At 41.2% G+C, this 23,634-nt stretch carries 30 protein-coding genes; 23 read left to right on the plus strand and 7 right to left on the minus strand.

The window, feature by feature from the left end; translation table 11 throughout:
• Positions 1-14 precede the first annotated feature (14 nt).
• Positions 15-161, plus strand: a complete 147-nt coding sequence (locus tag ACN20O_RS13175; protein ID WP_491634387.1) for a hypothetical protein — start codon at positions 15-17, stop codon at positions 159-161.
• Between the two features lie 35 nt (positions 162-196).
• On the opposite strand, the gene ACN20O_RS13180 is transcribed toward ACN20O_RS13175, so the two are convergent.
• Entirely contained in the window at positions 197-706 is a 510-nt protein-coding gene (locus tag ACN20O_RS13180) for a DUF1993 domain-containing protein (RefSeq protein ID WP_491634388.1), read from the minus strand.
• Positions 707-792: 86 nt separating this feature from the next.
• On the opposite strand from ACN20O_RS13180, the gene ACN20O_RS13185 reads away from it, so the two are divergent.
• The gene (locus ACN20O_RS13185) at positions 793-1,974 is read left to right on the plus strand and encodes a benzoate/H(+) symporter BenE family transporter (RefSeq protein ID WP_491634389.1); all 1,182 of its coding nucleotides are present in this window, start codon (positions 793-795) and stop codon (positions 1,972-1,974) included.
• A complete protein-coding gene (locus ACN20O_RS13190) occupies positions 1,964-2,461 on the plus strand; it encodes a DUF1003 domain-containing protein (protein ID WP_491634390.1) in 498 nt (165 codons plus the stop codon). The genes ACN20O_RS13185 and ACN20O_RS13190 overlap by 11 nt, the downstream gene beginning before the upstream one ends.
• Here the strand turns inward: ACN20O_RS13190 and ACN20O_RS13195 are convergent, their stop codons facing one another.
• Positions 2,462-3,457, minus strand: coding sequence for an LLM class flavin-dependent oxidoreductase (locus ACN20O_RS13195; protein ID WP_491634391.1), 996 nt, complete (start codon positions 3,455-3,457; stop codon positions 2,462-2,464). It abuts the gene before it with no gap.
• 98 nt (positions 3,458-3,555) lie between these two features.
• Here ACN20O_RS13195 and ACN20O_RS13200 point away from each other — a divergent pair, with 98 nt between their 5' ends.
• Entirely contained in the window at positions 3,556-4,776 is a 1,221-nt protein-coding gene (locus ACN20O_RS13200; RefSeq protein ID WP_491634392.1) for an MFS transporter, read from the plus strand.
• On the opposite strand, the gene ACN20O_RS13205 is transcribed toward ACN20O_RS13200, so the two are convergent.
• Complete coding sequence (locus ACN20O_RS13205) at positions 4,766-5,572, minus strand: hypothetical protein (RefSeq protein WP_491634393.1); 807 nt, start codon at positions 5,570-5,572, stop codon at positions 4,766-4,768. The two genes, ACN20O_RS13200 and ACN20O_RS13205, sit on opposite strands and share 11 nt — an antisense overlap.
• 124 nt (positions 5,573-5,696) lie before the next feature.
• Here ACN20O_RS13205 and ACN20O_RS13210 point away from each other — a divergent pair, with 124 nt between their 5' ends.
• Entirely contained in the window at positions 5,697-6,716 is a 1,020-nt protein-coding gene (locus tag ACN20O_RS13210) for an alpha/beta hydrolase (protein WP_491634394.1), read from the plus strand.
• Positions 6,717-6,732: 16 nt separating this feature from the next.
• A complete protein-coding gene (locus ACN20O_RS13215) occupies positions 6,733-7,539 on the plus strand; it encodes an alpha/beta fold hydrolase (protein WP_491634395.1) in 807 nt (268 codons plus the stop codon).
• Here ACN20O_RS13215 and ACN20O_RS13220 read toward each other — a convergent pair.
• Both ACN20O_RS13220 and ACN20O_RS13225 read right to left on the minus strand, forming a co-directional pair.
• Positions 7,536-8,114 (minus strand): DUF924 family protein, encoded by a 579-nt coding sequence (locus ACN20O_RS13220; RefSeq protein ID WP_491634396.1) that lies wholly within the window; start codon positions 8,112-8,114, stop codon positions 7,536-7,538. The genes ACN20O_RS13215 and ACN20O_RS13220 overlap by 4 nt on opposite strands.
• Position 8,115: 1 nt before the next feature.
• Positions 8,116-8,304, minus strand: coding sequence for a hypothetical protein (locus ACN20O_RS13225; protein WP_491634397.1), 189 nt, complete (start codon positions 8,302-8,304; stop codon positions 8,116-8,118).
• A gap of 294 nt (positions 8,305-8,598) precedes the next feature.
• Between ACN20O_RS13225 and ACN20O_RS13230 the strand changes: the two genes are divergently transcribed.
• From ACN20O_RS13230 to ACN20O_RS13240, 3 genes are read left to right on the plus strand one after another with little or no spacing between them, the layout of a single operon-like run.
• Positions 8,599-9,183 carry a uracil-DNA glycosylase family protein gene (locus tag ACN20O_RS13230; protein WP_491634398.1) on the plus strand — a complete coding sequence of 195 codons (585 nt, stop codon included), beginning with the start codon at positions 8,599-8,601 and terminating at the stop codon, positions 9,181-9,183.
• A gap of 54 nt (positions 9,184-9,237) precedes the next feature.
• Entirely contained in the window at positions 9,238-10,992 is a 1,755-nt protein-coding gene (locus ACN20O_RS13235) for an autotransporter assembly complex protein TamA (RefSeq protein WP_491634399.1), read from the plus strand.
• Positions 10,993-12,996 (plus strand): translocation/assembly module TamB domain-containing protein, encoded by a 2,004-nt coding sequence (locus tag ACN20O_RS13240; protein ID WP_491634400.1) that lies wholly within the window; start codon positions 10,993-10,995, stop codon positions 12,994-12,996.
• Positions 12,997-13,218: 222 nt separating this feature from the next.
• Here the strand turns inward: ACN20O_RS13240 and ACN20O_RS13245 are convergent, their stop codons facing one another.
• Entirely contained in the window at positions 13,219-13,689 is a 471-nt protein-coding gene (locus ACN20O_RS13245) for a hypothetical protein (protein ID WP_491634401.1), read from the minus strand.
• A 252-nt stretch (positions 13,690-13,941) separates the two neighbouring features.
• Between ACN20O_RS13245 and ACN20O_RS13250 the strand changes: the two genes are divergently transcribed.
• The 3 genes from ACN20O_RS13250 to ACN20O_RS13260 all read left to right on the plus strand — a co-directional run bounded on the left by ACN20O_RS13250 (position 13,942) and on the right by ACN20O_RS13260 (position 16,273).
• A complete protein-coding gene (locus ACN20O_RS13250; protein ID WP_491634402.1) occupies positions 13,942-14,442 on the plus strand; it encodes a hypothetical protein in 501 nt (166 codons plus the stop codon).
• Between the two features lie 29 nt (positions 14,443-14,471).
• Positions 14,472-14,855, plus strand: coding sequence for a hypothetical protein (locus ACN20O_RS13255; protein ID WP_491634403.1), 384 nt, complete (start codon positions 14,472-14,474; stop codon positions 14,853-14,855).
• A gap of 401 nt (positions 14,856-15,256) precedes the next feature.
• Positions 15,257-16,273 carry a hypothetical protein gene (locus tag ACN20O_RS13260; protein ID WP_491634404.1) on the plus strand — a complete coding sequence of 339 codons (1,017 nt, stop codon included), beginning with the start codon at positions 15,257-15,259 and terminating at the stop codon, positions 16,271-16,273.
• 16 nt (positions 16,274-16,289) lie between these two features.
• On the opposite strand, the gene ACN20O_RS13265 is transcribed toward ACN20O_RS13260, so the two are convergent.
• Complete coding sequence (locus tag ACN20O_RS13265) at positions 16,290-16,565, minus strand: hypothetical protein (RefSeq protein ID WP_491634405.1); 276 nt, start codon at positions 16,563-16,565, stop codon at positions 16,290-16,292.
• 133 nt (positions 16,566-16,698) lie between these two features.
• Between ACN20O_RS13265 and rlmF the strand changes: the two genes are divergently transcribed.
• From rlmF to ACN20O_RS13320, 11 genes are all read left to right on the plus strand, one after another.
• Positions 16,699-17,574, plus strand: a complete 876-nt coding sequence (gene rlmF / locus ACN20O_RS13270; protein ID WP_491634406.1) for a 23S rRNA (adenine(1618)-N(6))-methyltransferase RlmF — start codon at positions 16,699-16,701, stop codon at positions 17,572-17,574.
• Position 17,575: 1 nt separating this feature from the next.
• On the plus strand, positions 17,576-17,926 hold the full coding sequence (locus ACN20O_RS13275) for a nucleotide pyrophosphohydrolase (RefSeq protein WP_491634407.1): 351 nt from the start codon (positions 17,576-17,578) through the stop codon (positions 17,924-17,926).
• A 1-nt stretch (position 17,927) separates the two neighbouring features.
• The gene (locus ACN20O_RS13280) at positions 17,928-18,383 is read left to right on the plus strand and encodes a gamma-glutamylcyclotransferase (protein WP_491634408.1); all 456 of its coding nucleotides are present in this window, start codon (positions 17,928-17,930) and stop codon (positions 18,381-18,383) included.
• Between the two features lie 144 nt (positions 18,384-18,527).
• Complete coding sequence (locus ACN20O_RS13285) at positions 18,528-19,232, plus strand: superoxide dismutase (protein ID WP_491634409.1); 705 nt, start codon at positions 18,528-18,530, stop codon at positions 19,230-19,232.
• A 91-nt stretch (positions 19,233-19,323) separates the two neighbouring features.
• Positions 19,324-20,253 (plus strand): ROK family protein, encoded by a 930-nt coding sequence (locus tag ACN20O_RS13290; protein WP_491634410.1) that lies wholly within the window; start codon positions 19,324-19,326, stop codon positions 20,251-20,253.
• Positions 20,234-20,455 (plus strand): hypothetical protein, encoded by a 222-nt coding sequence (locus tag ACN20O_RS13295; RefSeq protein WP_491634411.1) that lies wholly within the window; start codon positions 20,234-20,236, stop codon positions 20,453-20,455. The genes ACN20O_RS13290 and ACN20O_RS13295 overlap by 20 nt, the downstream gene beginning before the upstream one ends.
• 34 nt (positions 20,456-20,489) lie before the next feature.
• On the plus strand, positions 20,490-20,942 hold the full coding sequence (locus tag ACN20O_RS13300; RefSeq protein WP_491634412.1) for an extracellular solute-binding protein: 453 nt from the start codon (positions 20,490-20,492) through the stop codon (positions 20,940-20,942).
• The gene (locus tag ACN20O_RS13305) at positions 20,939-21,772 is read left to right on the plus strand and encodes a TIGR02147 family protein (RefSeq protein WP_491634413.1); all 834 of its coding nucleotides are present in this window, start codon (positions 20,939-20,941) and stop codon (positions 21,770-21,772) included. Before ACN20O_RS13300 ends, ACN20O_RS13305 begins: the two co-directional genes overlap by 4 nt.
• A gap of 13 nt (positions 21,773-21,785) precedes the next feature.
• A complete protein-coding gene (locus ACN20O_RS13310; RefSeq protein ID WP_491634414.1) occupies positions 21,786-22,022 on the plus strand; it encodes a hypothetical protein in 237 nt (78 codons plus the stop codon).
• 214 nt (positions 22,023-22,236) lie between these two features.
• On the plus strand, positions 22,237-22,527 hold the full coding sequence (locus ACN20O_RS13315; RefSeq protein WP_491634415.1) for a hypothetical protein: 291 nt from the start codon (positions 22,237-22,239) through the stop codon (positions 22,525-22,527).
• Between the two features lie 72 nt (positions 22,528-22,599).
• On the plus strand, positions 22,600-23,631 hold the full coding sequence (locus tag ACN20O_RS13320) for a M14 family metallopeptidase (RefSeq protein ID WP_491634416.1): 1,032 nt from the start codon (positions 22,600-22,602) through the stop codon (positions 23,629-23,631).
• Positions 23,632-23,634: the final 3 nt, after the last annotated feature.

The raw sequence follows: 23,634 nt of genomic DNA on the forward strand, positions 1-23,634 counted from the left end.
CAAGGAGGCCATTTATGGCAAAAGGATTAGATAAAGGAAAAGATAGAGATAAAAACAAGTTTAAGCATAAACTTACGATTAAAGAAAAGCAGGAAAGAAAAAAAGAGAAACTAAAACACAGAGCTGAAGTCGAGGCGAGTGAAGCCGCGATGTACAGATAAGAAAGGGCCCGGTTGGGCCCTTTTTTTATTTCATATTATGGAAGCTTATAAGGGATCTCTCCAAGATAATCTTTTTTACCTAAATCAACACCATTGTGTCTCATAATCGCGTAAGCAGTCGTCACGTGAAAGTAGAAGTTCGGGATCACGTGGTGAATCACATAATCATTTCCAGTTAAAGTTTTTCCTTCCCAGCGAGGAGTTGTGATTGTTGCCGTTGCTGCGTTTTTGAAATCTTCTGGTTTCATGCTTTCAAGGTAAGCGATTGTCCCTTGGATGCGCGCTTTAACATCTGCAAGCGTTTTTTCAGTGTCATCGTTTACTGGAGCAGACTTTCCTGTCAGGCGAGAAACCCCAAGCTTAGCTGTGTCGCAAACGATTTGGATTTGGCGAGTAAGTGGGAATTGGTCTGGTGCCAGGCGAGAGTTTAGTAAAACGTCCATTTCAAATTTCTTTGAATCTGCATATCCTGCAGCTTTATCTAAGAAACCGTTAAGGTTTTTTAATGTTTTGATGAATTGAGGAACTGTTAGTTCGAAAATCATGGGGCCTCCTGATTGAATGTTGCCCTAACACTAACTTTCGGCCGATTTGGTTGTCAACACTGCTCGGCGCGCTTAAGATAGTTGGTATGAAAAATGTTTGGGATGACTTTACTTTATCGACGCTTGTTGCGGGACTTATCGCTGTGCTTGTTGGCTATACCAGTTCTGCCGTTATTGTTTTTCAAGCAGCAGCTGCCGCAGGAGCAAGTAGCGCAGAGGCGAGTTCATGGCTTGGTATCCTTTGTGTTAGTATGGGACTCCTGACAGTTGTCCTTTCTCTCAAATATAAAAGTCCTGTGATGTTTGCCTGGTCAACTCCGGGGGCAGCTCTTTTGATTGGAAGTCTGCACGGTGAACTTTTAAGTGATGTCATAGGTGCTTTTGTTTTTTCTTCGCTTCTGGTCTTACTCTCAGGAGTGACGGGATTTTTTGAAAAAATCATGAAGAAGATTCCGGTAGGGATTGCTTCGGCCATGCTGGCGGGGATTCTTCTGCATTTTGCTTTAGATGTTTTCACTTCCATGAAAACCCATATGCTTTTAGTCATGAGCATGTTCATTGTTTATGCCGTCGGAAAAAGATTTTTTGCTCGTTTCAATATAGTCGTCGTCCTGTGCGTTGGGATGATGGTCGCTTGGCTTCAGGGACTAATGAATTTCACTCCTATCGAGTTCGGATTGATGAAGCCTGTTTTCACGACACCTACGCTAAACTGGCAAGTGCTCTTTAGCATTGGTCTTCCACTTTTTGTGGTGACGATGACTTCACAAAACATGACAGGTCTGGCGGTCATGAGAGCGAATCATTACAAACCAGAAGTTTCAAAGCTTATTACATACTCTGGATTAACTAATCTTCTCGTCGCTCCTTTTGGTGGATACGCTTTGAATCTCTCAGCGCTCACGGCGGCGATTTGCATGGGGCCGGAAGCTGACCCTGATCCGAAGAAGCGCTACACTGCTGCGATTAGCTCAGGACTTATTTACATTCCAGTAGGGCTTTTTTCGGGCGCTGTTGTTGGTGTCTTTAATGCTTTTCCAAAAGAGCTGGTGATGGCGGTTGCTGGTCTTGCTTTGATGGGGACTATCAATAATGGACTGATGAGTGCTGTGACTCATGAGGAAGATAGGGAAGCAGCAATGATAACATTTTTTGTAACAGCGTCTGGATTGATGCTCTTTGGTATTAGTTCCGCTTTTTGGGGATTAGTGGCCGGAAGTTTAGCTAGTTTTATTTTTAAATTTAAAAAGGTGGCCCATGGACATTAAAGAGATTTTAAATGAAGAAGAAATCCAGATTAAAAAAATGGATGAACTGGTCAATATGGCGATTGAAGATGAGCATTTTCTCACCAAAAAGCTACATGAAGTAGAAAATGATGATGATGCGACTTTTGGGCAAAGAGTTTCGGATAATGTTGCAGACTTCGGGGGAAGCTGGACGTTTATCCTGGGGTTTTCATTTTTTTTAATCTTATGGATTATTTATAACGCCTATCAGGGATCAAAAGCAGTAGATCCATTTCCTTTTATTTTACTAAACCTGATTCTTTCATGTCTTGCGGCCTTGCAGGCACCGATCATCATGATGAGCCAGAATCGTCAGGAAGAAAAAGATAGAAGAAGAGCGCGCTCTGATTATATGATCAACTTAAAGGCCGAAATGGAAATCAGAACACTCCATGATAAACTGGACGCCTTTGAGAAATCGCATAAAGAGCTGATTGCTAAAATCTTAAAAGACGAAAAGAAATAATTATCTCAAGGCCTCTGCGGCCATGGTAAATGATCGCAGGCGGTCTTCATGTTTATATAAATCAGACACAATCATCAATTCATCAACACCAGTGAACTCTGCCAGGTGTAGAAGCTGGGCCTTCACTTTTTCTGGTCCACCTCTGACACTTGTATGCAGTTTCGCTTTTACGTATTGCTCTTCATGAGTGTTCCATAATCCATCCATGCTTTTTACTGGTGGTTTCATTTTAAGAGACTGACCGCGGATTAGAGCAAGGAAGCGTTGATAGACTGTCGTTGAAAGAAATTCAGCTTCTTCATCTGTTGAAGCACCGACGACTTGAACTCCGATCATGCAGTAAGGCTCTTTTAAATAAATAGAGGGAGTGAAAAACTCACGGTAAACGTGAAGGGCTTCCATCATCAGATCAGGAGCAAAGTGCGAAGCGAATGAATAGGGAACGCCTAAGCGCCCGGCAAGCTCTGCGCTGTAGAGACTTGAGCCTAAAAGCCAGACAGGGATTTTTAATCCGCGTCCTGGGTTGGCGATTACGCGTGCGCCTTCTTGATTATCAGAAAAATACTGGAAGAGTTCTTGAACTTGTTCAGGGAAACGATCTGACATGAGGTCGCGTCTGATCGCTCTCATTGTGACCTGATCACTTCCGGGAGCACGCCCTAAGCCTAGGTCAATGCGACCGGGATAAAGTGTTTCCAAGGTTCCAAATTGTTCGGCGATGATAAGTGAAGCATGATTAGGCAGCATCACTCCACCAGATCCCACTCGAATAGATTTAGTTTTCCCGGCAATGTGGCCGATTAAAATAGAAGTGGCCGAACTCGCAATTCCATCCATGTTGTGGTGTTCAGCTAACCAGAAGCGGTTATAGCCTAAGCTCTCGGCATGCTGAGCGAGGCTTACAGAATTATTGAATGCATCCGCTGCTGTATATCCTTCAGCGATAGGAGCGAGATCAAGGACAGAATATTTAACTTTTTTTGGTGTTGTCTTCATAGAGAGGAAGTCTATAATGAAAACCATTCATAAACTATATGCCATTAGTCTGTACGTTAGTATAAGGCGTGTGCCCAAATAAGCAGCAAGGTTTTTCTATGTTCATCAATATCAAACCCCTAACCAAGTACCGCGATTTCCGCCTTCTTTATATCGGGCAGTTTTTATCTTTTATTGGAAGTATGGTGACTTATGTAGCGATCCCATACGAAGTTTACGATTTGACTAAAGACAATAAGATTGTAGGACTTGTCAGTATTGCTCAGCTAATTCCAGTTATTTTATTTGGGATTATCGGTGGAGCTTATGCCGACAGGCTCAATCGACGCAAACTACTTTTGGTTTCAGAAGTCCTGATGTGCCTACTCATTAGTATTTTTGCATGGAATGCTTTTAGAGATGTGCCGAGTGTGCCACTTATTTTCGTGACGGTGTTTTTGCTCCAGTCGGTTGTTGGCTTTCATAGGCCAGCAATGGATGCTCTTAATCAAAAGATGGTTGAGCCGGAAGACTACGCTGCCATTGGAGCACTTGGAAGTTTCCGTTGGTCAGTAGGAGCGATCATTGGACCGGCATTGGGTGGACTTATCATTGCTAAGTTTGGAGTGAAAGGTGCCTACCTTTTTGATGTGGTCACTTTTATGGGGGCATTGATTTGTATTTTCTTGATGAAAAAAACTCCCAACCCAGAAAAGCGTGAGCATTCTCCACTTCAAGATATCAAAGAAGGACTGCGTTTTGCTGTTTCAAAACCAGAATTGATTGGAACATATTTGATCGATATCGTGGCCATGTTGTTTGCTTTTCCGGTTGCCCTTTTCCCGGCAATGGCCGAAGGATTTGGAGGCGCGAAGGCTGCCGGGATACTATTTTCCGGCATGGCAACCGGGGCGATGATTATGACACTTTTAAGTGGATGGTCAGGAAAAGTAAAATTCCACGGGCGCGCAGTGGTAATTGCAGCGATGTTATGGGCCGTTTTTATTTTCTTCTTGGGTTTTGCTCATTCACTTCCAGTGGCCTTTCTCTGTCTGGTAATGGCAGGAGCGGCCGATATGTTGAGTGGCCTTTTCCGCGGGATCATCTGGAATCAAACAGTGCCGAACGAATTGCGTGGAAGACTGAGTGGGATTGAAATGATCTCTTATATGTCAGGGCCGCTTTTAGGAAACGCACGCGCAGGTTATATTGCCTCTGTCAGCAGTGTTTCAACAAGTATCATGAGTGGTGGTGTGATTTGTTTTATTGCTGTTTTTTTAACAGCATTGTGCCTGCCAAAATTCTGGGGATATATTGAGAAAGCGAAAGTTACGCCTTAGCCTCAGTTGAAAAGAGTCCCATCAAAGTAGCATAAATCATATTGTCGATAATAGATTTTGGCATCAGCGATCCGATGGTTTTTCCATCGACATCGCTTAAGTTGATTTTCTGATCGACGATACCATCGACAACCACATTTAAAGTCATTCCGGAACTAAAACCCATATTGAGAGTGCGCAGAAGTGAGCGCAGGTCTGAAGCCAGAGATTTTGCTTCAGGAGAGTGCTCTAGCTTTCCTTCCGTTTGTTCTAACACGCGGTTAATAACCACGAGAGTGATTCCTAAAACAATAAGTGGCACAGTGGATTTCGAAAGCATCTTTTGTTTACTTCCTTTATTAAAAGCAATGGCAAAAACGCTGGCATAAAGTGAAAGTTTTAAGATGTAGCGTCCTTTATCTTCATTGGTTTCAAGCTTGTTGTAATCAGTGACAATCTTTTTTGAAAAATCACTCAAACGATTTTTAGCTTCAGGAATACTAACTGTCGCATTTTTAATTGAGCCTTTAATGGCCTCTGCAGAGTTTTTCGCCAGGTTTTTAAAGAAATTCCGCGGTCGCTCTTCTTTAATATTTTTCTTTAACTCTTTAAGTGAGATCACTTTCTTTTTTGAAGAGTGATAGATCGGTTTTAAATCTTTCATCACGATGTTTCCACCAACAGATTTCCAGTCATTGAAATTGAGAGTGGCGATTGATGAGCCGAGAGTGATAAGCGCTTCAGTTGGGACTTTCTCACTTAAAAGCTTATGAAAGATGGTGATAAATTCTTGCGGCGACATTTTCGTATTTTGCATCTCTTTTTATTATGGGGAAAAAATCCCTAAAAGGCGAAGTTATTTTTCGGCCCGGGGCTTGCACTTTAATACTTAACTATTGCGCTATTGTTTGCGCTTTGAGTTTTAAATAGAGGTTAAGCCCATGATAAAAAAAGTAATTCTGCCGCTTTTGATTGTCTTTTCATTTGAAAATGCCCTGGCAAAAATGGGCAAACCCACCGGGGAAATGGACGCAGTTTTAAAGACGCTGGAGTCCCAAAAAGGAAAGCCTATTGAGACATTAAGTGCACAAGAGGCGAGAAAACAGCCGACACCAGCAGATGCGGTTAAGACATTAATGAAGAATAAAAAGATTGAAGCGCAACCTCTCGTGACAGTTAAAGATATCAAGGTCGATGGAGGTGATGGACAAATCCCGGCGCGCATCTATACACCTGCAGGCGCAAATAAACCAATGCCAGTTGTTGTGTATTTTCATGGTGGAGGATGGGTCCTTGCTGACAATGACACTTACGATGCAACTCCAAGATCACTGGCGGATAAAACGAAGGCGATCTTTGTCTCTGTAGAGTATCGTAAAGCTCCCGAATATAAATTCCCGGCGGCACACGAAGATGCCTATGCGGCCTTCCAATGGGTTTTAAAAAATGCCCGAACATTTGATGGCGATCCAAAAAGGGTGGCGGTCGCGGGTGAGAGTGCGGGAGGAAATCTGGCACTCAATGTGGCGATTCGTGCGCGCGATGAAAAAATCCAAATGCCAATTCACGAATTGATTGTTTATCCGGTTGCAGGAAACTATTTATCGACAAGTTCTTATAAAGAAAATGCCAATGCGAAACCTTTAAACCGTGACATGATGACCTGGTTTATGAATCAGTATCTTCATTCAACGTCTGAAAGAGATGATAAACGTATCAATCTGCTCAAAGCAAATTTTCAACACTTAAATAACGCCACCATTATCACAGCTCAAATTGATCCTCTTCGCACTGAAGGAAAGGAGCTGGCAGAGATAATGAAATCCTATGGAGTAGATGTAAAATACAAAAATTTTAAAGGCGTCACTCACGAGTTCTTCGGCATGGCCCCTGTTTTAAAAGAGGCCAGAGAGGCCCAGGAAATGGCTTCAAAAGAGCTGACGAAATCCTTTAAGCAATGATAAGGATGGAGGTAACATGGATGTTAATGCATTGTACGTGCAGACACAGGGAAGTTACGGCAAAGAACCTTTGATTTTCCTGCACGCTTTTCCTCTAGCATCTGATATGTGGAAAGATCAGATGCAATTTTTTTCCCGCACTCATTACACGCTGGCCCCCGACCTACCGGGGTTTGGAAAAGGAACACTGCCAGATCACGCAATCACATTCGAGCATTATGTAGAGTCCGTGCAGAACTTCTTAAAAGAGACTGGAATCAAACAATCTGTCTGGTGCGGTCTTTCAATGGGAGGATATCTTGCCTTACGACTTTATCAAAAAGCTCCGGAACTTTGTAGCGGCCTTATCCTTGCCGACACTAAGTCGACACCAGATGATAACCTGGGAAAAGAAAAACGCTGGAGCTCCATTAAAAAACTTCATAGCCACCGGGAAGAGTTTATGGAAAAGCAGTGGTTGTCGATGGTCGGTAAGAGCTCGCGGGAGAATTTACAACTGAAAAGTTTTTTTTACGATATCGCTGAAAGAAACACAGAAGAAGGGATAAGTTCTGGACTCGTGAGTTTGGCCACGAGATTGGACTGTTCTGATATGCTCAAGGATATCCATGTTCCGACTCTAATTTTGGTTGGCGAGGAAGATAAAGTCACTCCTTTTAGCGACGCTCAACATTTGCATAAAAACATTGCGGATAGCAGGCTGGTGATGATTCCAAAAGCTGGACACTTAAGCAATATGGAAAATTCACAGGCCTTTAATAAAGCCGTTTCGGAGTTTTTGGTTTCATTACATAATCACCAATACCAGTCTTTGGTATACTAGTGGGAGATGTGTATTTCTTCCTTTATCGTTGCACTGGCATAAACCGGAGCGCTCTCCATCAAATAAGCTTCCTCATCAGAAGTATTGACTCTGCCTAGAATTTGATTGCGTTCCGGGTATCTGCCAAAACGGTCAATGACTTCCTTGTGTTTTAATTCGTAATCAAAATTGGATTCGAGTCCAGGTTCTGCAAAAAGCATCATGGCCGTTTGATGAATCAGTTTTGATTCACTGTGCATGAAGGGCATATAAAGAAATTGTTTTAAGACGGGTGAAAAGTCTTTGTGGTAATCACCTCTGATGGCCTCTTGTGCAAGTGCCAGGGCCATAGGGTCATAGATAAAAGACTTAGGATCATCGCGGTAGATATTGCGGGAAAATTGATCAATGACGATAATTTCGGCCAGTCTTCCAAGTGGCTCATTTCTCCATGCAGAGTGTTCGCCTGCAATGACTGAAGCATGAAGAGCAATGTAGCGCTCAGTAATAAGAAGGTCGAGCGAGTCGCTTTTCTTAAACCAGTTTTCAGGTTTTATTTCACGAAACCAAAAATCGATGATTTCCTGATAGTTCATGTTATTTACCTCTGTTTGAAGCTTTGTGAAGCACTTTGTGAACGATTGAACTCAACGGATTGAGATTAGGAGCGGCATCATTAGCGTGTTGCTGTTGTGATGTTTCTTTTATGAATTCTTTTTTTTCAAGCTTCTTTTTGATTCCAACTTGTGAGATTGGATTGTTTTTGGATTCAATTGGATTTGTCATGCAGTTCCTCCTTGAATTAAAAAGCCACCCGAAGGTGGCTTCTTATTGATAATGTGTGGGAGTAGTTTTTCAGTCTACACAATGGCGATCACAATAATCTTTGCCTTTGTCTTTCGTCCCGACCAGAATCTCTTCTGGTACTACTATATTAGTTGCAGTATGGATGCCAATATTCATGAACGTAAAATCCATCATTTCACGCGATGAGAAGAATTGTATGGGGTAAAAAGTCTTTTTGATGTGTCCCAAAAATCTAATTTTGTTTGAATGAAAGCATTATGCTAAATTATTTGCATGGATCCTCTTGAACACCATCCGTATAAACCTTTTATTCCACCTCAGGCCCAGAAGATGATCATAGGAAATTTTCCAATTGGGAAGTTCTCTAATCCTGAGCGTTTTCATGAAGTCAAGGATGGTGACATTCCCTTTTATTATGGCGGTTCGACTAATCGTCTATGGTCTTTGATTGGTTTATGTTTTGATTTGAAATTGGATAATAAAAAAAAGATCCAGGATTTTCTGAGCGAGCATAAAATTGGAGTGGCCGATATTCTCTTATCGTGTAGGCGCGTGAATGGAAGTGCGCTCGATAGAGCTCTTTACGACAAGACTTATAATAATGGCCTGGCCGGGCTAATTGAAAAAAAGGGGATTGTTGAGCTGATTTTTACCTCTAAGCACGTTCACCAGGAATTTAAAAAGCACATCGGAAAATTTCCTGAATTAACCCACACAGTTCTTATTTCACCATCTCCCAATGCTGTCCGAGGATTGGTTAAGAATAAAGAATACTTGGCCTTGAAGAAAAAACACTCAGAACTAAGCGTCGTAGACTTTCGCATTAGGAAGTACCGAGAGGTGTTTTGTACTGGATAAAACGTGTTATTTTGCGTATAAATAGAGGGCGAATGACCGTGTTAACAGGCCCTAATGAATCACGTAACTCTTATTTTCACATTCATTTTTATTTCACTGCTTTCTGGTTGTGCAACGACTAAGCAAGACGAACGAGTGTGCCCTAAGGTTTTTATTCATTCAGATAAATCTGATTTTGAATTAAGTGACACTGAAAAGCGTCTCATTTGTGGCGACCCAGAAGAAGACGCTTATAAACTTATCCCTTCTTACCAGGCCAGCTACATGCTGACTGGTTTTCTGCAATCCAAAGGATACTCGACTCCTCGTTTCGAATACGAAGGAGACCTGCTGCATGTCTATCCTGGTAAAAAATCCTTCGTGGAAAAAATCATTGTTGTCTCAGATCATGAAGATGATTCGAAGATGGTAGAAAAAGAAATGTTCAGAAAATTTAAAGGAGAAATTATCACTCCTAAACTTCTGGACGCTATTGAGGCCCAGTCACTGACTTATTTGCGCAACAACACCTATCCATGTGCCAAGGTTGGTTCAACCGTTGATGCAACTTTAGGTGAAGTAACAGTCACATTAAAGGAGCTGGTTCCTTTTCAGTTTGGTGAAATCAAAAAAGAAGCCGTACCAGGTTTGGAATCGACGGCTTTTGACCGTTTTTATCCTTTTACCAGCGGTGATTATTTTTCAGAGCGCGACCTGACGTTAGCAGAGAAGCGCTTCACGCGCGCTGGTGTTGTGCAAGGAACTTATTTTCAAGAAAGTTGTGACTTAAAAAACAATTCATTTTCTCTCTCTCAACAATTTATCTTAGGGACGAGCCGCACGATTCGTTTAGGGATTGGTGCCAGTACAGAGCTGGGGCCGATGTTTAGAGGGAAGTGGTCTAACCAAAGATCGGGACCGATGGCCTCTTTGTGGGAGTTTAATGTTCAACTCTCATTTAAAAATCAGTTTGCTAGCTTTACCTCAGATCGTTTTATGTGGAGTGATGCTCCTCGCAGATCGCTTTTAACATCAGTTGAACTGGAAAGAGACAATCAGACCACTTACGAAGAAATCACTGCTAAATTTAAGCCACACATGAAATGGACCAGAGATGGAAGCTCCAGGCAGTGGACGTGGACGACTGGGCCTACTTTAATTGCCGGTTCATATAAGTCAGCAACAAACGATTCGGATACAAAGAGAATCAATACCGGAGCATTGGAAGGAAAACTCGAAACAACTAGTCACGAATACGAAGTCTATGATCTGCACCCGGAATCGGGAAATACATTAAGCTTTAATTTCGATTTCCGTCACCCGAGTTTTGGTTTCGTCGATCCACTTTTAAAACTCAACCTGTCCTACCTCACACTGCTTCATTTAGGGGAGCTGGGAAGAGGTGAGGCCATTGGCGGAATCAGGTTAACCACGGCCACCACATGGGTGCCTGATAGAGTTGATTTAGCTTCACTACCTCCGTCGGTTAAATTTTATGGAGGGGGAAGTGATGATGTCAGAGGGTATAAACTGAGTTCACTTCCAAGTAACAATGGTCTAGGGGCCTTGACGAAATTAAGTTTGAAATTTGAATTTAGAAAGACCTATGTTTTTATTCCGACGATTGAGAGTTTTACTTTTGTCGATACAACATACTTTGGAGAGAAACCTTGGAAAGTTGAAAAACGCCTATGGTATTCACCTGGGACAGGACTTCGTTGGCTTTCTCCTATCGGGATTGTCCAGGGATTTTGGGCCCGTGCTCTTTCTAATGAAACAGTGAAAGACAATGGGAATTTATTTTATTTGGGGTTGGGAGGAGTGTTCTAAATGAAAATCTCTCCCAAACAGATTTTTTTCCGCCTCTTTTTGATCATCTGTGGTTTTATCGGATTGATCCTCATCACGGTTATTGCAATCGCCGTGACTTTCTTTTATAACCCGACACTTTTCATCAATCCAAAAAATCTGGACTATGCTCTCACTAAAACTCAGGTTTTAAAAAGCTGGTCGTGGAAAGACGCTCAGATTAATCACCAGTGGATTGCCTGGAACAAGCGCCGCTTTTACGGGGGATTTCAGGACCTGTGCCTGGTGTATGACAACCCGGATGTGAATGTTGATACCTGCATGGAAAAAGTTTCATGGAACGTAGAGCTTTTTTGGAGCATGAATGAAGGCTTCAAATATGTGATCTATGAGCCTTTAGAAGTTGAGTCTTCAAAGCTCGTGATTGCACCAAAAGATAATCCGGAAGAGACACCACCGCCGGATATCATGTCTTATTGGGATATGATGTGGAATCCTCTGATTCCTGATTTTAAATTGACGATGAAGAAGATCGATATCTTAAAAAAGGAAAAACCTTTATCCTTTGATCTTAACGTCACTAAAAAACCAGAGCTCTTAGAAGCAGAGGCTTTAGGATTTAATTTAGAAGCGACAAAAAAGAAAATGACTGTTTTTGCCCCTAAGAAAATCCTGGTTCCTTATGATTTAAAGACGACGAATCCTCTGTACTTTGACCAGATTAAACTTGAGGCCAATATTTTAGACACTCACATTCCGGTGCTTTTGACGGCAAAGATTGAATCGGCCCAGTTTAAAATGCAGACGGATATTTTAAAGTCTTCACTGAAAGAAGATTTAACCACTCCAAAATTTATGAAAGAAGTGGCGCTTGTGACGACAGCAGAACTCACGGTGACAAAAGTAAAGGACACCGTTTATCGCCTGGTGAGGCCACCTTTTAATATTCTTCCAGCTCCTATCAATGCGATGGAAGGGAATTTAAGAATTCGTTTGGCGACCACAAACTACATAGAGAAAGATTCAGTTGAATTGAAAATTAAAACTGAACTTGATATGAGTGGTCCTAAGCAGGATTTAAAATTTGCAGTCAATGCAGGCGTACCGGTTAAACTTAAAGATTACACTTTAGGTCCCATCAACCTGGGCCTGGAATTGGAAAAGGTGAAGCTTCTTCTGCCAAAGCTCTCACGCACGGCACTTCCACCACAGCTTATTCCGGACAAACGATTTAAAAATACCAGTGCAGTCGTGAGAGAGAACCTTAATGAACAAAATCTGCCAGCAAAGGTAAAGAAGGCGCCGAAACAGAACCTCGATATCAATATGCATTTACAGGCATTGGGAGAAAATGCTCTGCACATTAATACCAATCTGTTGGATGAAACACTAAGACTTAATTTTGATTTATTGATTGTAAACGGAGAAATCAAAGAAGGTTTTATCCAGACCTTTTCTCTAACCACGACCATCTTTAAAAGAAAGATTGTGATCCCGTCTTTAAGACTTGTTTTCAAAGCTCCTCTAGAGCCGCAAATCATTGCAGTGGTTGAGTTTCATCTTCCCGAGTATAAAGTGACGTTGGAATTAGAAGGTCCGCTATCCAATCCAAGACAGGCCTTCTCGAGTGTTCCGCCACTTCCACTGGATGATATTTATGCTGTCATTTTATTCGGCCGTCCTCTCAGTGGACTTGATCCAGATGATAGAACAGCTGCTAAAAAATCTAATCAACTTCTTTCACAGGGGATTTTATCCCTTGCTGTTCTTTATTACTTTGCCGGCTCTCCGGTGGAATCAATTGGCTACGACCCGGATTCAAACGAGGTCTCGGCCCAAATTGGACTGGGTTCAAAAAACTCTCTGCGTGTAGGTGGCTCGGGCACCGGGCTCAATTCCGCGGGAGTCAGACGCTCCCTCGGAAAAGGCTGGTATATTGATAGCTCTGTTCAAAGAACAACCAGAGACAACGGAACTAGTGGCCAGGATTATGGTGTTCTTCTAGAGAGGATTATTTCTTACTAGTGGAGAGGTCGATAGGAAGAATTAGAGCATTAATTCCGGTTAGGATCCCCCTCATTAATAAAAAGGAGGGCCTCTGGGCGCTTATAAAATTCTTTTTTTTGAGATTTTTTTAAGACGTTTGGCTTTTATGAGCTATTTGTCTATATTAAAAATAAAAGGTGCCACTAGACTTTGCCTTGCATAAGTCTAGTGGCACCTTTTTTGGCCTTTATTCCCTTAATACTATTTTTTTTCTAAAAAATCATCAAACATACTAACGGCTTTCTTAGGAGGGACATATCCATCGCGTGCATCGCTTACGTTGTTATAAATTCCGCTTTCACAACTGAGGGAAAGATCCAGATTTTCAATTTTCTCCAAATCATTTTGTGGATTTTGAATATGCATGTAAATATGAGTGATGGCCTCTGCATCTGCATAGCTGGGATCGAGTCGTCTTCGTCCGCTCACAATATTATCTACGACGAGGATTGTCCCCTTCGTGATGATCAAATCAAGATTTGAGTGATTGTTAACCACCAGGCCGCATTTACTGTCGTTGATATCTCTTCTTCCAAATTCTTTACTTGATTTGGCCACGACGGCGAGGTCTTTTTTTAGAATCATCTCACTTTGAACTTTAACCCCGGCGACACTCATTTCGGCCGAAAAAAGAGTAGAGAGTATAAGTAGATTCATGATGATTATTTTCACAAAGTCCTCCTGTTTAAATATGGGGGTCGCTTGAATTTATCACAGAAGCGAGCGAGGGGAGGCCCAGGTCTTTCTTTTTTTCAGGGTGTATAAAAATAAGACAATATTGTGAAGTTGTTTAGAGTTTTATCCCTGAATACTTATTGCTTTTATATGTAAAATTTTTACGTTCTTTCCAAGCTGGTTTAATAAGCGAAAAAATCTGTACTAGTATCCGCCAAAATCGCAATTGTCGGGGATATTCAATTGTTCATGTCACAAAAATTTTTCTTGACAATACTATTTTCATTATTTGCTCAATCCGCACTGGCCGGCGCTGATCGTTTTTACTGGGATGCCCGCAAAGGACTCGTCGAGACCAGCAATTGTACCTACAAGACTTATTCCAACGTCAAATTGGCCTTTGTTAAAGGGGGATTTCTGCTTGGAAAAGCAGGATTGGAAAATGCAGATGGAAAAATATTTGCCGACATTGGTAATGGGACATTAGTTCGTATTATTTCTACCAATGAAGAGACTTCAAAGGTCCAGATTGAAGTTATCGCAGGAAGCAAAGAAAATGATACCGATGCTAAAAAAGGTGACCTCGGTTTTGTTTCAAAGAACAATCTCCAGCCCATTCAGTCTCGAGGGATAAAAATCAATGAAGATGTATCAGGAATTAATGCTGGAACTTTATTGTCACATTTGGTGAAAACAATACGGCTCAACTGGCCGTCAATACCTCAGACTCATCACTCTTTGAACATATAACAACAGTAGATAAGAGACAAATCAACAATATGATCCCAACTCTCATCAATGATGAGTTGGATATGAAATCTCTTATCGCTGCGACCGAAAAATTAGATCAAAAGAATCCACCACCGGCAAATGATAATTTGCCAAACGCTGACGAGGACGAAGACGAAAATGATGATCACTTAAAAATTCAAAATGGCGTCGATAATATTATTTGTTCGGCCAATGGATCAATCAATGTGCGAGATGAATCGTTAAGCAACGTTATCTATACGGCGCAAACTGGTGATCAGGTAAAATTTTATCAAGGCTTTGAACCGCAAACAATAAAAGGAGTCATCAATGGAGTTGAATATACTTTCGTTAAAGTAGAATTTGAAACCAAGGTTGGTGAAGCTCAAAAGATTGGTTATGTAGGTCGATAGGAAGAATTAGAGCATTAATTCCGGTTAGGATCCCCCCCATTAATAAAAAGGAGGGCCTCTGGCCGCTTATAAAATTCTTTTTTTTGAGATTTTTTTAAGACGTTTGGCTTTTATGAGCTATTTGTCTATATTAAAAAAACCTGGACTACGCTCTCACTAAAACTCATGTACTAAAAAGCTGGTCGTGGAAAGACGCCCAGATTAATCATCAGTGGATTGCCTGGAATAAGCGCCGCTTTTACGGGGGATTTCAGGACCTGTGCCTGGTGTATGACAACCCGGATGTGAATGTTGATACCTGCATGGAAAAAGTTTCATGGAACGTAGAGCTTTTTTGGAGCATGAATGAAGGCTTCAAATATGTGATCTATAGGCCTTTATAAGTTGAGTCTTCTAAGCTCGTGATTGCACCAAAAGATAATCCGGAAGAGACACCACCGCCGGATATCATGTCTTATTGGGATATGATGTGGAATCCTCTGATTCCTGATTTTAAATTGACGATGAAGAAGATCGATATCTTAAAAAAGGAAAAACCTTTATCCTTTGATCTTAACGTCACTAAAAAACCAGAGCTCTTAGAAGCAGAGGCTTTAGGATTTAATTTAGAAGCGACAAAAAAGAAAATGACTGTTTTTGCCCCTAAGAAAATCCTGGTTCCTTATGATTTAAAGACGACGAATCCTCTGTACTTTGACCAGATTAAACTTGAGGCCAATATTTTAGACACTCACATTCCGGTGCTTTTGACGGCAAAGATTGAATCGGCCCAGTTTAAAATGCAGACGGATATTTTAAAGTCTTCACTGAAAGAAGATTTAACCACTCCAAAATTTATGAAAGAAGTGGCGCTTGTGACGACAGCAGAACTCACGGTGACAAAAGTAAAGGACACCGTTTATCGCCTGGTGAGGCCACCTTTTAATATTCTTCCAGCTCCTGTCAATGCAGGCGTGCCGGTTAAACTTAAAGATTACACTTTAGGTCCCATCAACCTAGGGTTGGAATTGGAGAAGGTAAAGATTCTTCTGCCAAAGCTCTCACGCACGGCACTTCCACTGGATGATATTTATGCTGTCATTTTATTCGGCCGTCCTCTCAGTGGACTTGATCCAGATGATAGAACAGCTGCTAAAAAATCTAATCAACTTCTTTCACAGGGGATTTTATCCCTTGCTGTTCTTTATTACTTTGCCGGCTCTCCGGTGGAATCAATTGGCTACGACCCGGATTCAAACGAGGTCTCGGCCCAAATTGGACTGGGTTCAAAAAACTCTCTGCGTGTAGGTGGCTCGGGCACCGGGCTCAATTCCGCGGGAGTCAGACGCTCCCTCGGAAAAGGCTGGTATATTGATAGCTCTGTTCAAAGAACAACCAGAGACAACGGAACTAGCGGCAGGATTATGGTGTTCTTCTAGAGAGGATTATTTCTTACTAGTGCAGAGTACGGTTTTGATAAAGGATTTGCTGGAGAATGCGATCAAACTCTGGAAGCTCTTCTTCTTCATCGTCCCAATTTGCCACATGAGTCTCGGGAATTTTTATGGCCAGGCTTTCACGTAAAATCGCGTGCTCTTGTAAAACAGCTAAAATTTTATCAGCGTTTACCCAGACAACATCATCAACTTTATTGATATTTTCGTCTAAGTCATTATCAATATGTTCTAAGTAGTGATTGATTGCTTGTTGTTTATAAAAAGAAGACATCATAACCTCCTAAAGGGCCACAGTATCTGTGGAGTGTTCGAGGTTATTTAAGCAATAGGTATGCCACTCGGCATTAGTCTATCTGCACACAACACTATAGTTGAATAGTCGGCCAGTAACAGAGTAAAATGCTTTAGTGGAAAAAACGAATCTTCATCCTCGAAACAAGCACCGTGCTGGTTACGACTTTATTCAATTAAAAAAGAGCACGCCTGAGCTTGCGCCTTTTATTATCAAAAATAAATTTAACGGCAATGATACTATTGATTTCTCCAATCCAGAAGGATTGAAATCACTTAATCGTGCACTTTTAAAATCTGAATACGCAATAGAGTTTTGGGACATTCCAAAAAATTACTTATGCCCACCGGTGCCAGGAAGAGTGGATTATCTTCACTATGCGGCCGACTTATTAAAATCGCCGGGAAGAAATGAATCTATCCGCGTGATTGATATCGGAACGGGCGCTAACTGTATTTATCCTCTTTTGGGTGAAAGTGTTTACGGTTGGAATTTTGTGGGAGCAGAGATTGACGAAGAGGCCTTTCAGTCTGCGAAGACGAACGTTGAAAAAAACAACCTGCAGTCAAAGATTGAAATCCGAAAACAAAATGACCGCACAAAAATCTTCCAGGGAATTATTCTTCCGAAAGAGCAATATGACTTAACTGTCTGTAATCCTCCTTTTCATTCTTCAAAAGAAGAAGCACAGAAGGGGACAGCTAGAAAAAATAAAAACTTAAAAATAAAAGACCGTCTCAATTTCGGCGGCCAGAGTCAGGAACTCTGGTGCGAAGGTGGAGAAGGTGAGTTTATCAAGAAGATGATTTTAGAGAGTGTGCTCTTTAAAGATCAGGTGAAATGGTTCTCAACGTTAGTGTCTTCAAAAGAGAATCTCTCTGGCATATACGGAGAGTTAAAAAGAAATAAAGCTCTAAAAGTGGAGACAGTAGAAATGTCTCAAGGTCAAAAGATCAGCCGTTTTGTTGCCTGGAGTTTTAAGGGAGAGTGAGATGGATTTAGGTAAACTCAAAGAATTAGTAAATAACTTTGCTAAAGAGCGTGACTGGGATCAGTTTCATTCGGTGAAAAATCTTTCGATGGCCCTTTCAGTAGAAAGCTCAGAGCTTTTGGAGATCTTTCAATGGATGAGTGAAGTGGATTCAAACAATCTCTCTTCAGATCCCGTGAAAATGCAGCAAGTGGAAGAGGAAGTGGCCGATATTTTTGTCTACCTCCTGCGAATTGCCAGCAAAACGAATATCAATCTGGAAGAAGCCGTCATCCGTAAAATGGAAAAGAACGCAAAAAAATACCCGGTGGAGCTTGCCCGCGGGAACTCAAAAAAGTATAACGAATTTTAAGATGAAGACACTTTATTTTTCTTACGGCTCAAACATGAATCTAAAGCAGATGCAGGAGCGTTGCCCGGATTCAAAAAAGATCGGCATAGGTTTTATGAACAATGCTGAGATTTGTTTTCCAAGTTTTTACGAATCGTGGAATGGAGGAGTGGCCGGATACAAAACATCCACAGGAAAAAAACTCTGGGGCGTTCTTTTTGAACTGACTGTGAGTGATGTAGAAAAGCTTCGCGTTTTTGAAGGTTATGTTCACGGAAGAAAGGCGCATCTCAATGCCTATAATGAAGTGAAAGTTCCTATTGATGTCGATGGGGAAATGATGGAATGTATGACCTACGAAATCACTGTCATGGGGAATTTCCGCCCATCTCTTCGTTACCTGCAAACTATTGTCCGCGGTGCTGAAGAAAATAATCTACCAGAAGAGTATATTGAATCACTGTCCCAACATCTTTAATCTCAAACATTTAAAGCGCATCATTCATAAAAACGAATAAATTGGTTAATAATACGAATTATTCGGATTCACTTTTGCATGCAAGACTCTATTAGCGAATGATTTTTTCTTATCATTCACGTTTTACCTAAAGGAGTCTCTTATATGAATCAAACTATTCTCGCAGGAGCAGCAGCACTAGGACTAGGACTGGCCGCTTCCGCACACGCAATCACTCTTAAAGAAATTGGAAGTCTAAAACCTCCATTTGAATTAGCTGCGCTTCCATACGCGGCCGGATCATTGGCCCCTACAATCGATCAAAAGACGATGGAAATTCACCACGACAAACACCATCAAGCTTATGTGGATAATTTAAACAAAGCTCTCGGCAAAGAAAAAGATGACCTGATGACGATTATGAGTAAAGTTTCAGGCAAGGAAGCAGCTGTGAGAAACAATGCCGGTGGGCACTTTAACCACACGTTCTTCTGGAACATTTTAAGTGGTGATAAAGAAAAACAAAAAATGCCGGAAAGACTGGAGAAAGAAATTGAAAAAAATTTCGGCTCAGTTGATAAATTTAAAGAAGCCTTTGAAAAGGCCGGAGCAGCTCAGTTTGGTTCAGGATGGGTTTGGCTTATCCGCGACAACAGCGGAAAGCTGGCCATTACCTCAACAGCTAACCAGGACAACCCACTCATGGATGTAGCGGCAACTAAAGGTCGCCCGATTTTAGCAGTGGATGTTTGGGAGCATGCTTATTACCTAAATTACCAAAACAAGCGAGCAGATTACTTAAAATCAATCTGGAAAGTCGTCAACTGGTCACAAGTTGATGCTTTCGACCGCGAGGTCACCGCACATTAGTGCTTTAGCACTTTAATCCCCCCTAACCTGGCAAGGCTTTTATGGACATAAGAACCTTGCCGGGTTACATTTTGTCTTTATGAGAAGACAAATGTTTTTGGGTATTGATGTCGGCGGAACGAAAATTGAAGGCGCAGTCGCGGAGTTAAATCTGCTTGAGCGCTCAATTAATGTCCTTTCTAAAAAAAGAATTTCTACGATTCACGATCACCAAGCCTTTGTCGATTCACTCGTCATTTTAATCAATGACCTTCTTCTGGAAAGTGCTTTAAAAATGGATGACCTTCTGGCCATCGGTATAGCTCTTCCTGGAACACTTCATCCAAAAACATCTATTATGCTTAACGGGAACACTCGTTTTCTCATCGGGCACGATGTGCTTAAGATACTCAAAGAAAAACTAGGTTCAAACGTGCGCATTGTCGCTCAAAACGACGCCAATCTTTTTGCCCTGGCAGAAGCATGGGGGGGAGCAGGCAAGCACTACGAAGCCGCTAAGGGTGTGCCTTTTAAAGACCAGGTAGTGGTGGGAATCACTCTTGGGACTGGAGTTGGTGGAGGATTTGTTTCTCAAGGAAAAATCTTAAGTGGTGCTAATGGAGCAGCTTTAGAAGTCGGGCATATTGTATTGCAGGCCGGAGGAAATAGATGTTACTGTGGCCAACAAGGCTGTGCGGAAACTTATCTTTCAGGAACGGCCATTAACAAAACTATGAACTCCCATGAGTTTTTTGCCAAAGCGAGCACTGGTTCTCAAGAAGTGCTGCAGGCGATGATTGATTACCGCCTTAATTTTGTGCATTTTCTAAGTATCCTTAACAATCTTTTTAATCCTCATTATTTTGTTTTTGGAGGAGGACTCTCTTCTCAAAGTATTCTTTTTGAAGATTTAAAAACAGACCTGGAAGAAAACATCTTCCTATCAAAAGAATATTGTCCTGATATTTATATCAATCACCTGGGCGATAGCTCGGGGCTTTTTGGGGCCATGATTTATGCCAGTGAAAAACTTTTTTCTTAGCCTGGTTTTCCTGGCGTTTACCCAGACGTCGATGGCCGCAGATGTCCTGATCTGGACGTCAAATGAAGGGGCCGCTAATGCCATTAACGAAATTAAAAAAGATTTTGAAAGCGAATATAAAACGAAAGTTGTCGTTGAAGTTTTAAACAAAGACTTAACATCACTTTTTAAAACAGCATCCCTGACAAAAAAAAGGACCTGACATTTTATTATGGGCCAATGATGTAAACGGTGAATTGGCGCAGTCAGCACTTATTGAGCCACTTGATGAAATCCCGGATTTAACAGATAACTTTCTTCCTGTTTCTCTAAAGGCTTTCAAATACAAAGGGAGACTATATGGTCACACGTACGCAGTTGAATCACTGGCACTTTTTTACAACAAAGACCTGGTCAAAACTCCACCTTCAAGTTTTGAAGAACTAGTGGCCGTCGCTCGAAGAATCAACAACCCAAAGAAAAATACCTATGGGTTTCTCTACGACATTAAAACCTTTTTCTTTTCATTTCCCATTCTCAATGGAAGTGATGTGGGAATTACTGGTTTTGAAGAGGGCCTGCCAGAAAGTTCGCACTTTTTCCACTTCCCCGAGAGAGAAACGGGTCTTTGGTGTACGCACAGTGTGTGCACTTTGTACGCAAGAATGTTGCAAAAATTTACGAGTCTTGGTATCACTATTTTATTATGAAAATTTATGAATTTAATGACCCTATAGAATACGTTAACCGCCAATTCTCACTGAAGAAGGAAGTGAACCCGCGCTTTTCTTTGCGCTCGTACGCTAAGCTTCTGGGTTATGAAAACCCAAGCCTCCTTTCCAGTGTTTTAAAAGGCGAAAGAAAATTAAGCACAGAGCTTGCTGATAAAATTGGCCACCAGCTTAATTTAAGCACAGTAGAACAGAAGTACTTTCAGCTTTTGATTCTTTACAAATACGCTAAAAACGATGCTGAGAGGATGATGTATACGGAGCTTTTAGAAGCGACAAAACCAGATACGATCAACTCGCAGTTTTCAGTTTCAATCGATTCTTTCCGCTTCATTGATGATTGGTATCACGCGGCCATTTTAGAAATGATTGAGCTTAAAAACTTCAAGTTCAATTACGATTGGATGGCAAAAAAGCTAGGACGTGGACTTAACCCTGAATTAGTAGAAGCAGCAGTGGCGCGTTTGGTTCGTCTGGGGCTTTTAGAGGACCATAAGAAGACCCTAAAAAGAAGAGAAGGGAACTTTGTCGTCGATAAAAATATCCCAAGTGATGCCATTAAAAAACACCACGACCAGTTTATCCAGTTTGCCCGCCAGGCGATCTTTGACCAACCCATTGGGGAAAGGGACATTAGAAGTTCGACTATCACTCTCAAAAAGAAGAATTATAAGAAGGCACAGGAGATCTTGAAGAAGGCCCATGCTGAACTCATTGAGCTTTCATGTAAAGATGATGGAGAAGAGGTCTATCAAATCTGCTCTCAATTGTTTAAACTAACATCCGATAACGAATCAACTAACGAATAGGCGGTTACTAACTATGAAAACGAGAATTCTTGTTGCAATGATTTTTACCCTGGCAATCTGTAAGTCGGTTTTCCCATCGGGAACGACAATCGGAAACGGTATCTCTGTAAACTCTGCTAAGAAAGTGAAGATCTGTAAGGTCGATGGCAAAGAAGTAAAGAGACCAATCGATGATAAGTGTGAAGAGGTTCTTTCTGAGACAAAATCAGAGAAAAAAGAAGAAACTCCTGCCCCTGCACCTAAGAAATAGTTAAAAATATATGGGCTATTGCTTCAATTCTGAAGCAATGGCACAATAGTCTCATGAATATCTAAAATCCCGCCATTTTAATCCCTTATTACATTTTCATTTCATTGATTAATTAACGTTTGTTTATTTTTTATTTATTGGAGTTTTGCCATGAGCACATCTCGCATTTGTTTTGTCGTTTTTATTATCAATTTCATTCAATGCGAGAGTGTAAATGCTCATAAGAAAATTAATCATAGGGCTTCTAAGCTTCTATGCGATTGAGGTCAAACGTGCGTCCTTAAAAAATACTGAAACCAGTCCGATCCAGGTCGAGCACGAACTGGAGTTAGAAATTGTTAAGAAGCGCGAGGCTAAAAAACAAAAAACTCGCCTCTATGACAAACGGAAGTGGAAGAAAAAACAGCGTTTTAAAGAGCCTACTTTTAAAATAAAGGGAACTAATCCTAAAGACATACGATACAGCAACCAGCAGAAAATCAGACGGATGTTTAGAAATAGTTAGAGAGAACTTAGAGACAAAGAGAGATAGTTTTCATAGACTTTGTTCATACAACTTCTCAAGGTGGAGAATTTTATGAATAAAGGACTATTGATCCTCACATTACTTGTCTCAAACATTGCTTTTGGTGCAGAAAAAATCAGAAGCTATGAAGTCTCAGTTAACCCATTAAAGATGAATAAGATTGCTTCTCAGTTTGAAGTGGTCGCAAAGCGCGCTCATGGTTTTGAAGTCTATGTTCAAGAAGAGGACGTTCAAGCTTTTTTAGAGCAGGCGCCGAAAGCAAAATTACTACAGGACAATATTCATGTAGAAAGAGATGAAAAAAGTCTTAATCAATATAGAAAGTATGCTGACGTTGAAGCAGATTTAAAAACGCTGGCAACGAATTACAGTTCTCTGGTAACTTTGGAAACTTATGGAGTGAGTAAAGGGGGAAGAAACCTTTATGCACTTAAGATTTCTACAGGTGGAGAAAATAAACCAAAAGTCATGTTGACAGCTGCGACGCATGGTGATGAGCTTATCACAACAGAAGTTTTATTTGCTCTAACCAATGAGCTTCTTGGTGGTTATGGAAAAGACCAAAGGCTTTCTAAAATTTTAAATGGCCGCGATATCTATATCGTTCCAGTTGTGAGCCCTGATAGTTTTGAAGCGCGTGAAAGATACGTGCAGAGAAAAGACCCGAATAGAAGTTATCCATGGCCTGATAAACCAAATAATCCAACAGTGGATGTTATCCAATCGATGATGGACTACACTAACAAAATGAAATTCTCAGGCTCACTTGATCTACATGCTTATGGAAAACTTGTCATGTATCCATGGGCCTACACGAGAAAAGCACCGGCAGCAGCTGATGTTGTTATCTTTAAAGATTTAGTAGAGTCGATGGCCAAAGACAATCAATACGAAGCAGGACAAATCTCAACAACAATCTATGTGGCGGAAGGAAGTAGTGCGGATTACTTTTACTGGAAGTCAGGAACTCGCGCGATTGCTGCCGAGTTGGGAAGAGAAAAAATCCCAAGTTATAGTAAAATCCCTTCAATTGTGAACGAGTCACGCGAAATGGTGTGGACGTTTTTAGAATCATTTAACTAGGAC

Source organism: Bacteriovorax sp. As-1 (genome assembly GCF_058446905.1).

Bases quoted from the DNA above. Each gene is read 5' to 3' on its own strand.
- ACN20O_RS13280 (WP_491634408.1), top strand. From the start codon at position 17,928: ATGAAGACACTTTATTTTTCTTACGGCTCAAACATGAATCTAAAGCAG.
- ACN20O_RS13250 (WP_491634402.1), top strand. From the start codon at position 13,942: ATGTCACAAAAATTTTTCTTGACAATACTATTTTCATTATTTGCTCAA.
- ACN20O_RS13255 (WP_491634403.1), top strand. From the start codon at position 14,472: ATGATCCCAACTCTCATCAATGATGAGTTGGATATGAAATCTCTTATC.
- ACN20O_RS13310 (WP_491634414.1), top strand. From the start codon at position 21,786: ATGAAAACGAGAATTCTTGTTGCAATGATTTTTACCCTGGCAATCTGT.
- ACN20O_RS13210 (WP_491634394.1), top strand. From the start codon at position 5,697: ATGATAAAAAAAGTAATTCTGCCGCTTTTGATTGTCTTTTCATTTGAA.
- ACN20O_RS13215 (WP_491634395.1), top strand. From the start codon at position 6,733: ATGGATGTTAATGCATTGTACGTGCAGACACAGGGAAGTTACGGCAAA.
- ACN20O_RS13230 (WP_491634398.1), top strand. From the start codon at position 8,599: ATGGATCCTCTTGAACACCATCCGTATAAACCTTTTATTCCACCTCAG.
- ACN20O_RS13195 (WP_491634391.1), bottom strand. From the start codon at position 3,457: ATGAAGACAACACCAAAAAAAGTTAAATATTCTGTCCTTGATCTCGCT.
- ACN20O_RS13220 (WP_491634396.1), bottom strand. From the start codon at position 8,114: ATGAACTATCAGGAAATCATCGATTTTTGGTTTCGTGAAATAAAACCT.
- ACN20O_RS13320 (WP_491634416.1), top strand. From the start codon at position 22,600: ATGAATAAAGGACTATTGATCCTCACATTACTTGTCTCAAACATTGCT.
- ACN20O_RS13305 (WP_491634413.1), top strand. From the start codon at position 20,939: ATGAAAATTTATGAATTTAATGACCCTATAGAATACGTTAACCGCCAA.
- ACN20O_RS13175 (WP_491634387.1), top strand. From the start codon at position 15: ATGGCAAAAGGATTAGATAAAGGAAAAGATAGAGATAAAAACAAGTTT.
- ACN20O_RS13315 (WP_491634415.1), top strand. From the start codon at position 22,237: ATGCTCATAAGAAAATTAATCATAGGGCTTCTAAGCTTCTATGCGATT.
- ACN20O_RS13265 (WP_491634405.1), bottom strand. From the start codon at position 16,565: ATGATGTCTTCTTTTTATAAACAACAAGCAATCAATCACTACTTAGAA.
- ACN20O_RS13290 (WP_491634410.1), top strand. From the start codon at position 19,324: ATGTTTTTGGGTATTGATGTCGGCGGAACGAAAATTGAAGGCGCAGTC.
- ACN20O_RS13185 (WP_491634389.1), top strand. From the start codon at position 793: ATGAAAAATGTTTGGGATGACTTTACTTTATCGACGCTTGTTGCGGGA.
- ACN20O_RS13180 (WP_491634388.1), bottom strand. From the start codon at position 706: ATGATTTTCGAACTAACAGTTCCTCAATTCATCAAAACATTAAAAAAC.
- ACN20O_RS13190 (WP_491634390.1), top strand. From the start codon at position 1,964: ATGGACATTAAAGAGATTTTAAATGAAGAAGAAATCCAGATTAAAAAA.
- ACN20O_RS13285 (WP_491634409.1), top strand. From the start codon at position 18,528: ATGAATCAAACTATTCTCGCAGGAGCAGCAGCACTAGGACTAGGACTG.
- ACN20O_RS13200 (WP_491634392.1), top strand. From the start codon at position 3,556: ATGTTCATCAATATCAAACCCCTAACCAAGTACCGCGATTTCCGCCTT.
- ACN20O_RS13205 (WP_491634393.1), bottom strand. From the start codon at position 5,572: ATGCAAAATACGAAAATGTCGCCGCAAGAATTTATCACCATCTTTCAT.
- ACN20O_RS13225 (WP_491634397.1), bottom strand. From the start codon at position 8,304: ATGACAAATCCAATTGAATCCAAAAACAATCCAATCTCACAAGTTGGA.
- ACN20O_RS13275 (WP_491634407.1), top strand. From the start codon at position 17,576: ATGGATTTAGGTAAACTCAAAGAATTAGTAAATAACTTTGCTAAAGAG.
- ACN20O_RS13240 (WP_491634400.1), top strand. From the start codon at position 10,993: ATGAAAATCTCTCCCAAACAGATTTTTTTCCGCCTCTTTTTGATCATC.
- ACN20O_RS13235 (WP_491634399.1), top strand. From the start codon at position 9,238: ATGAATCACGTAACTCTTATTTTCACATTCATTTTTATTTCACTGCTT.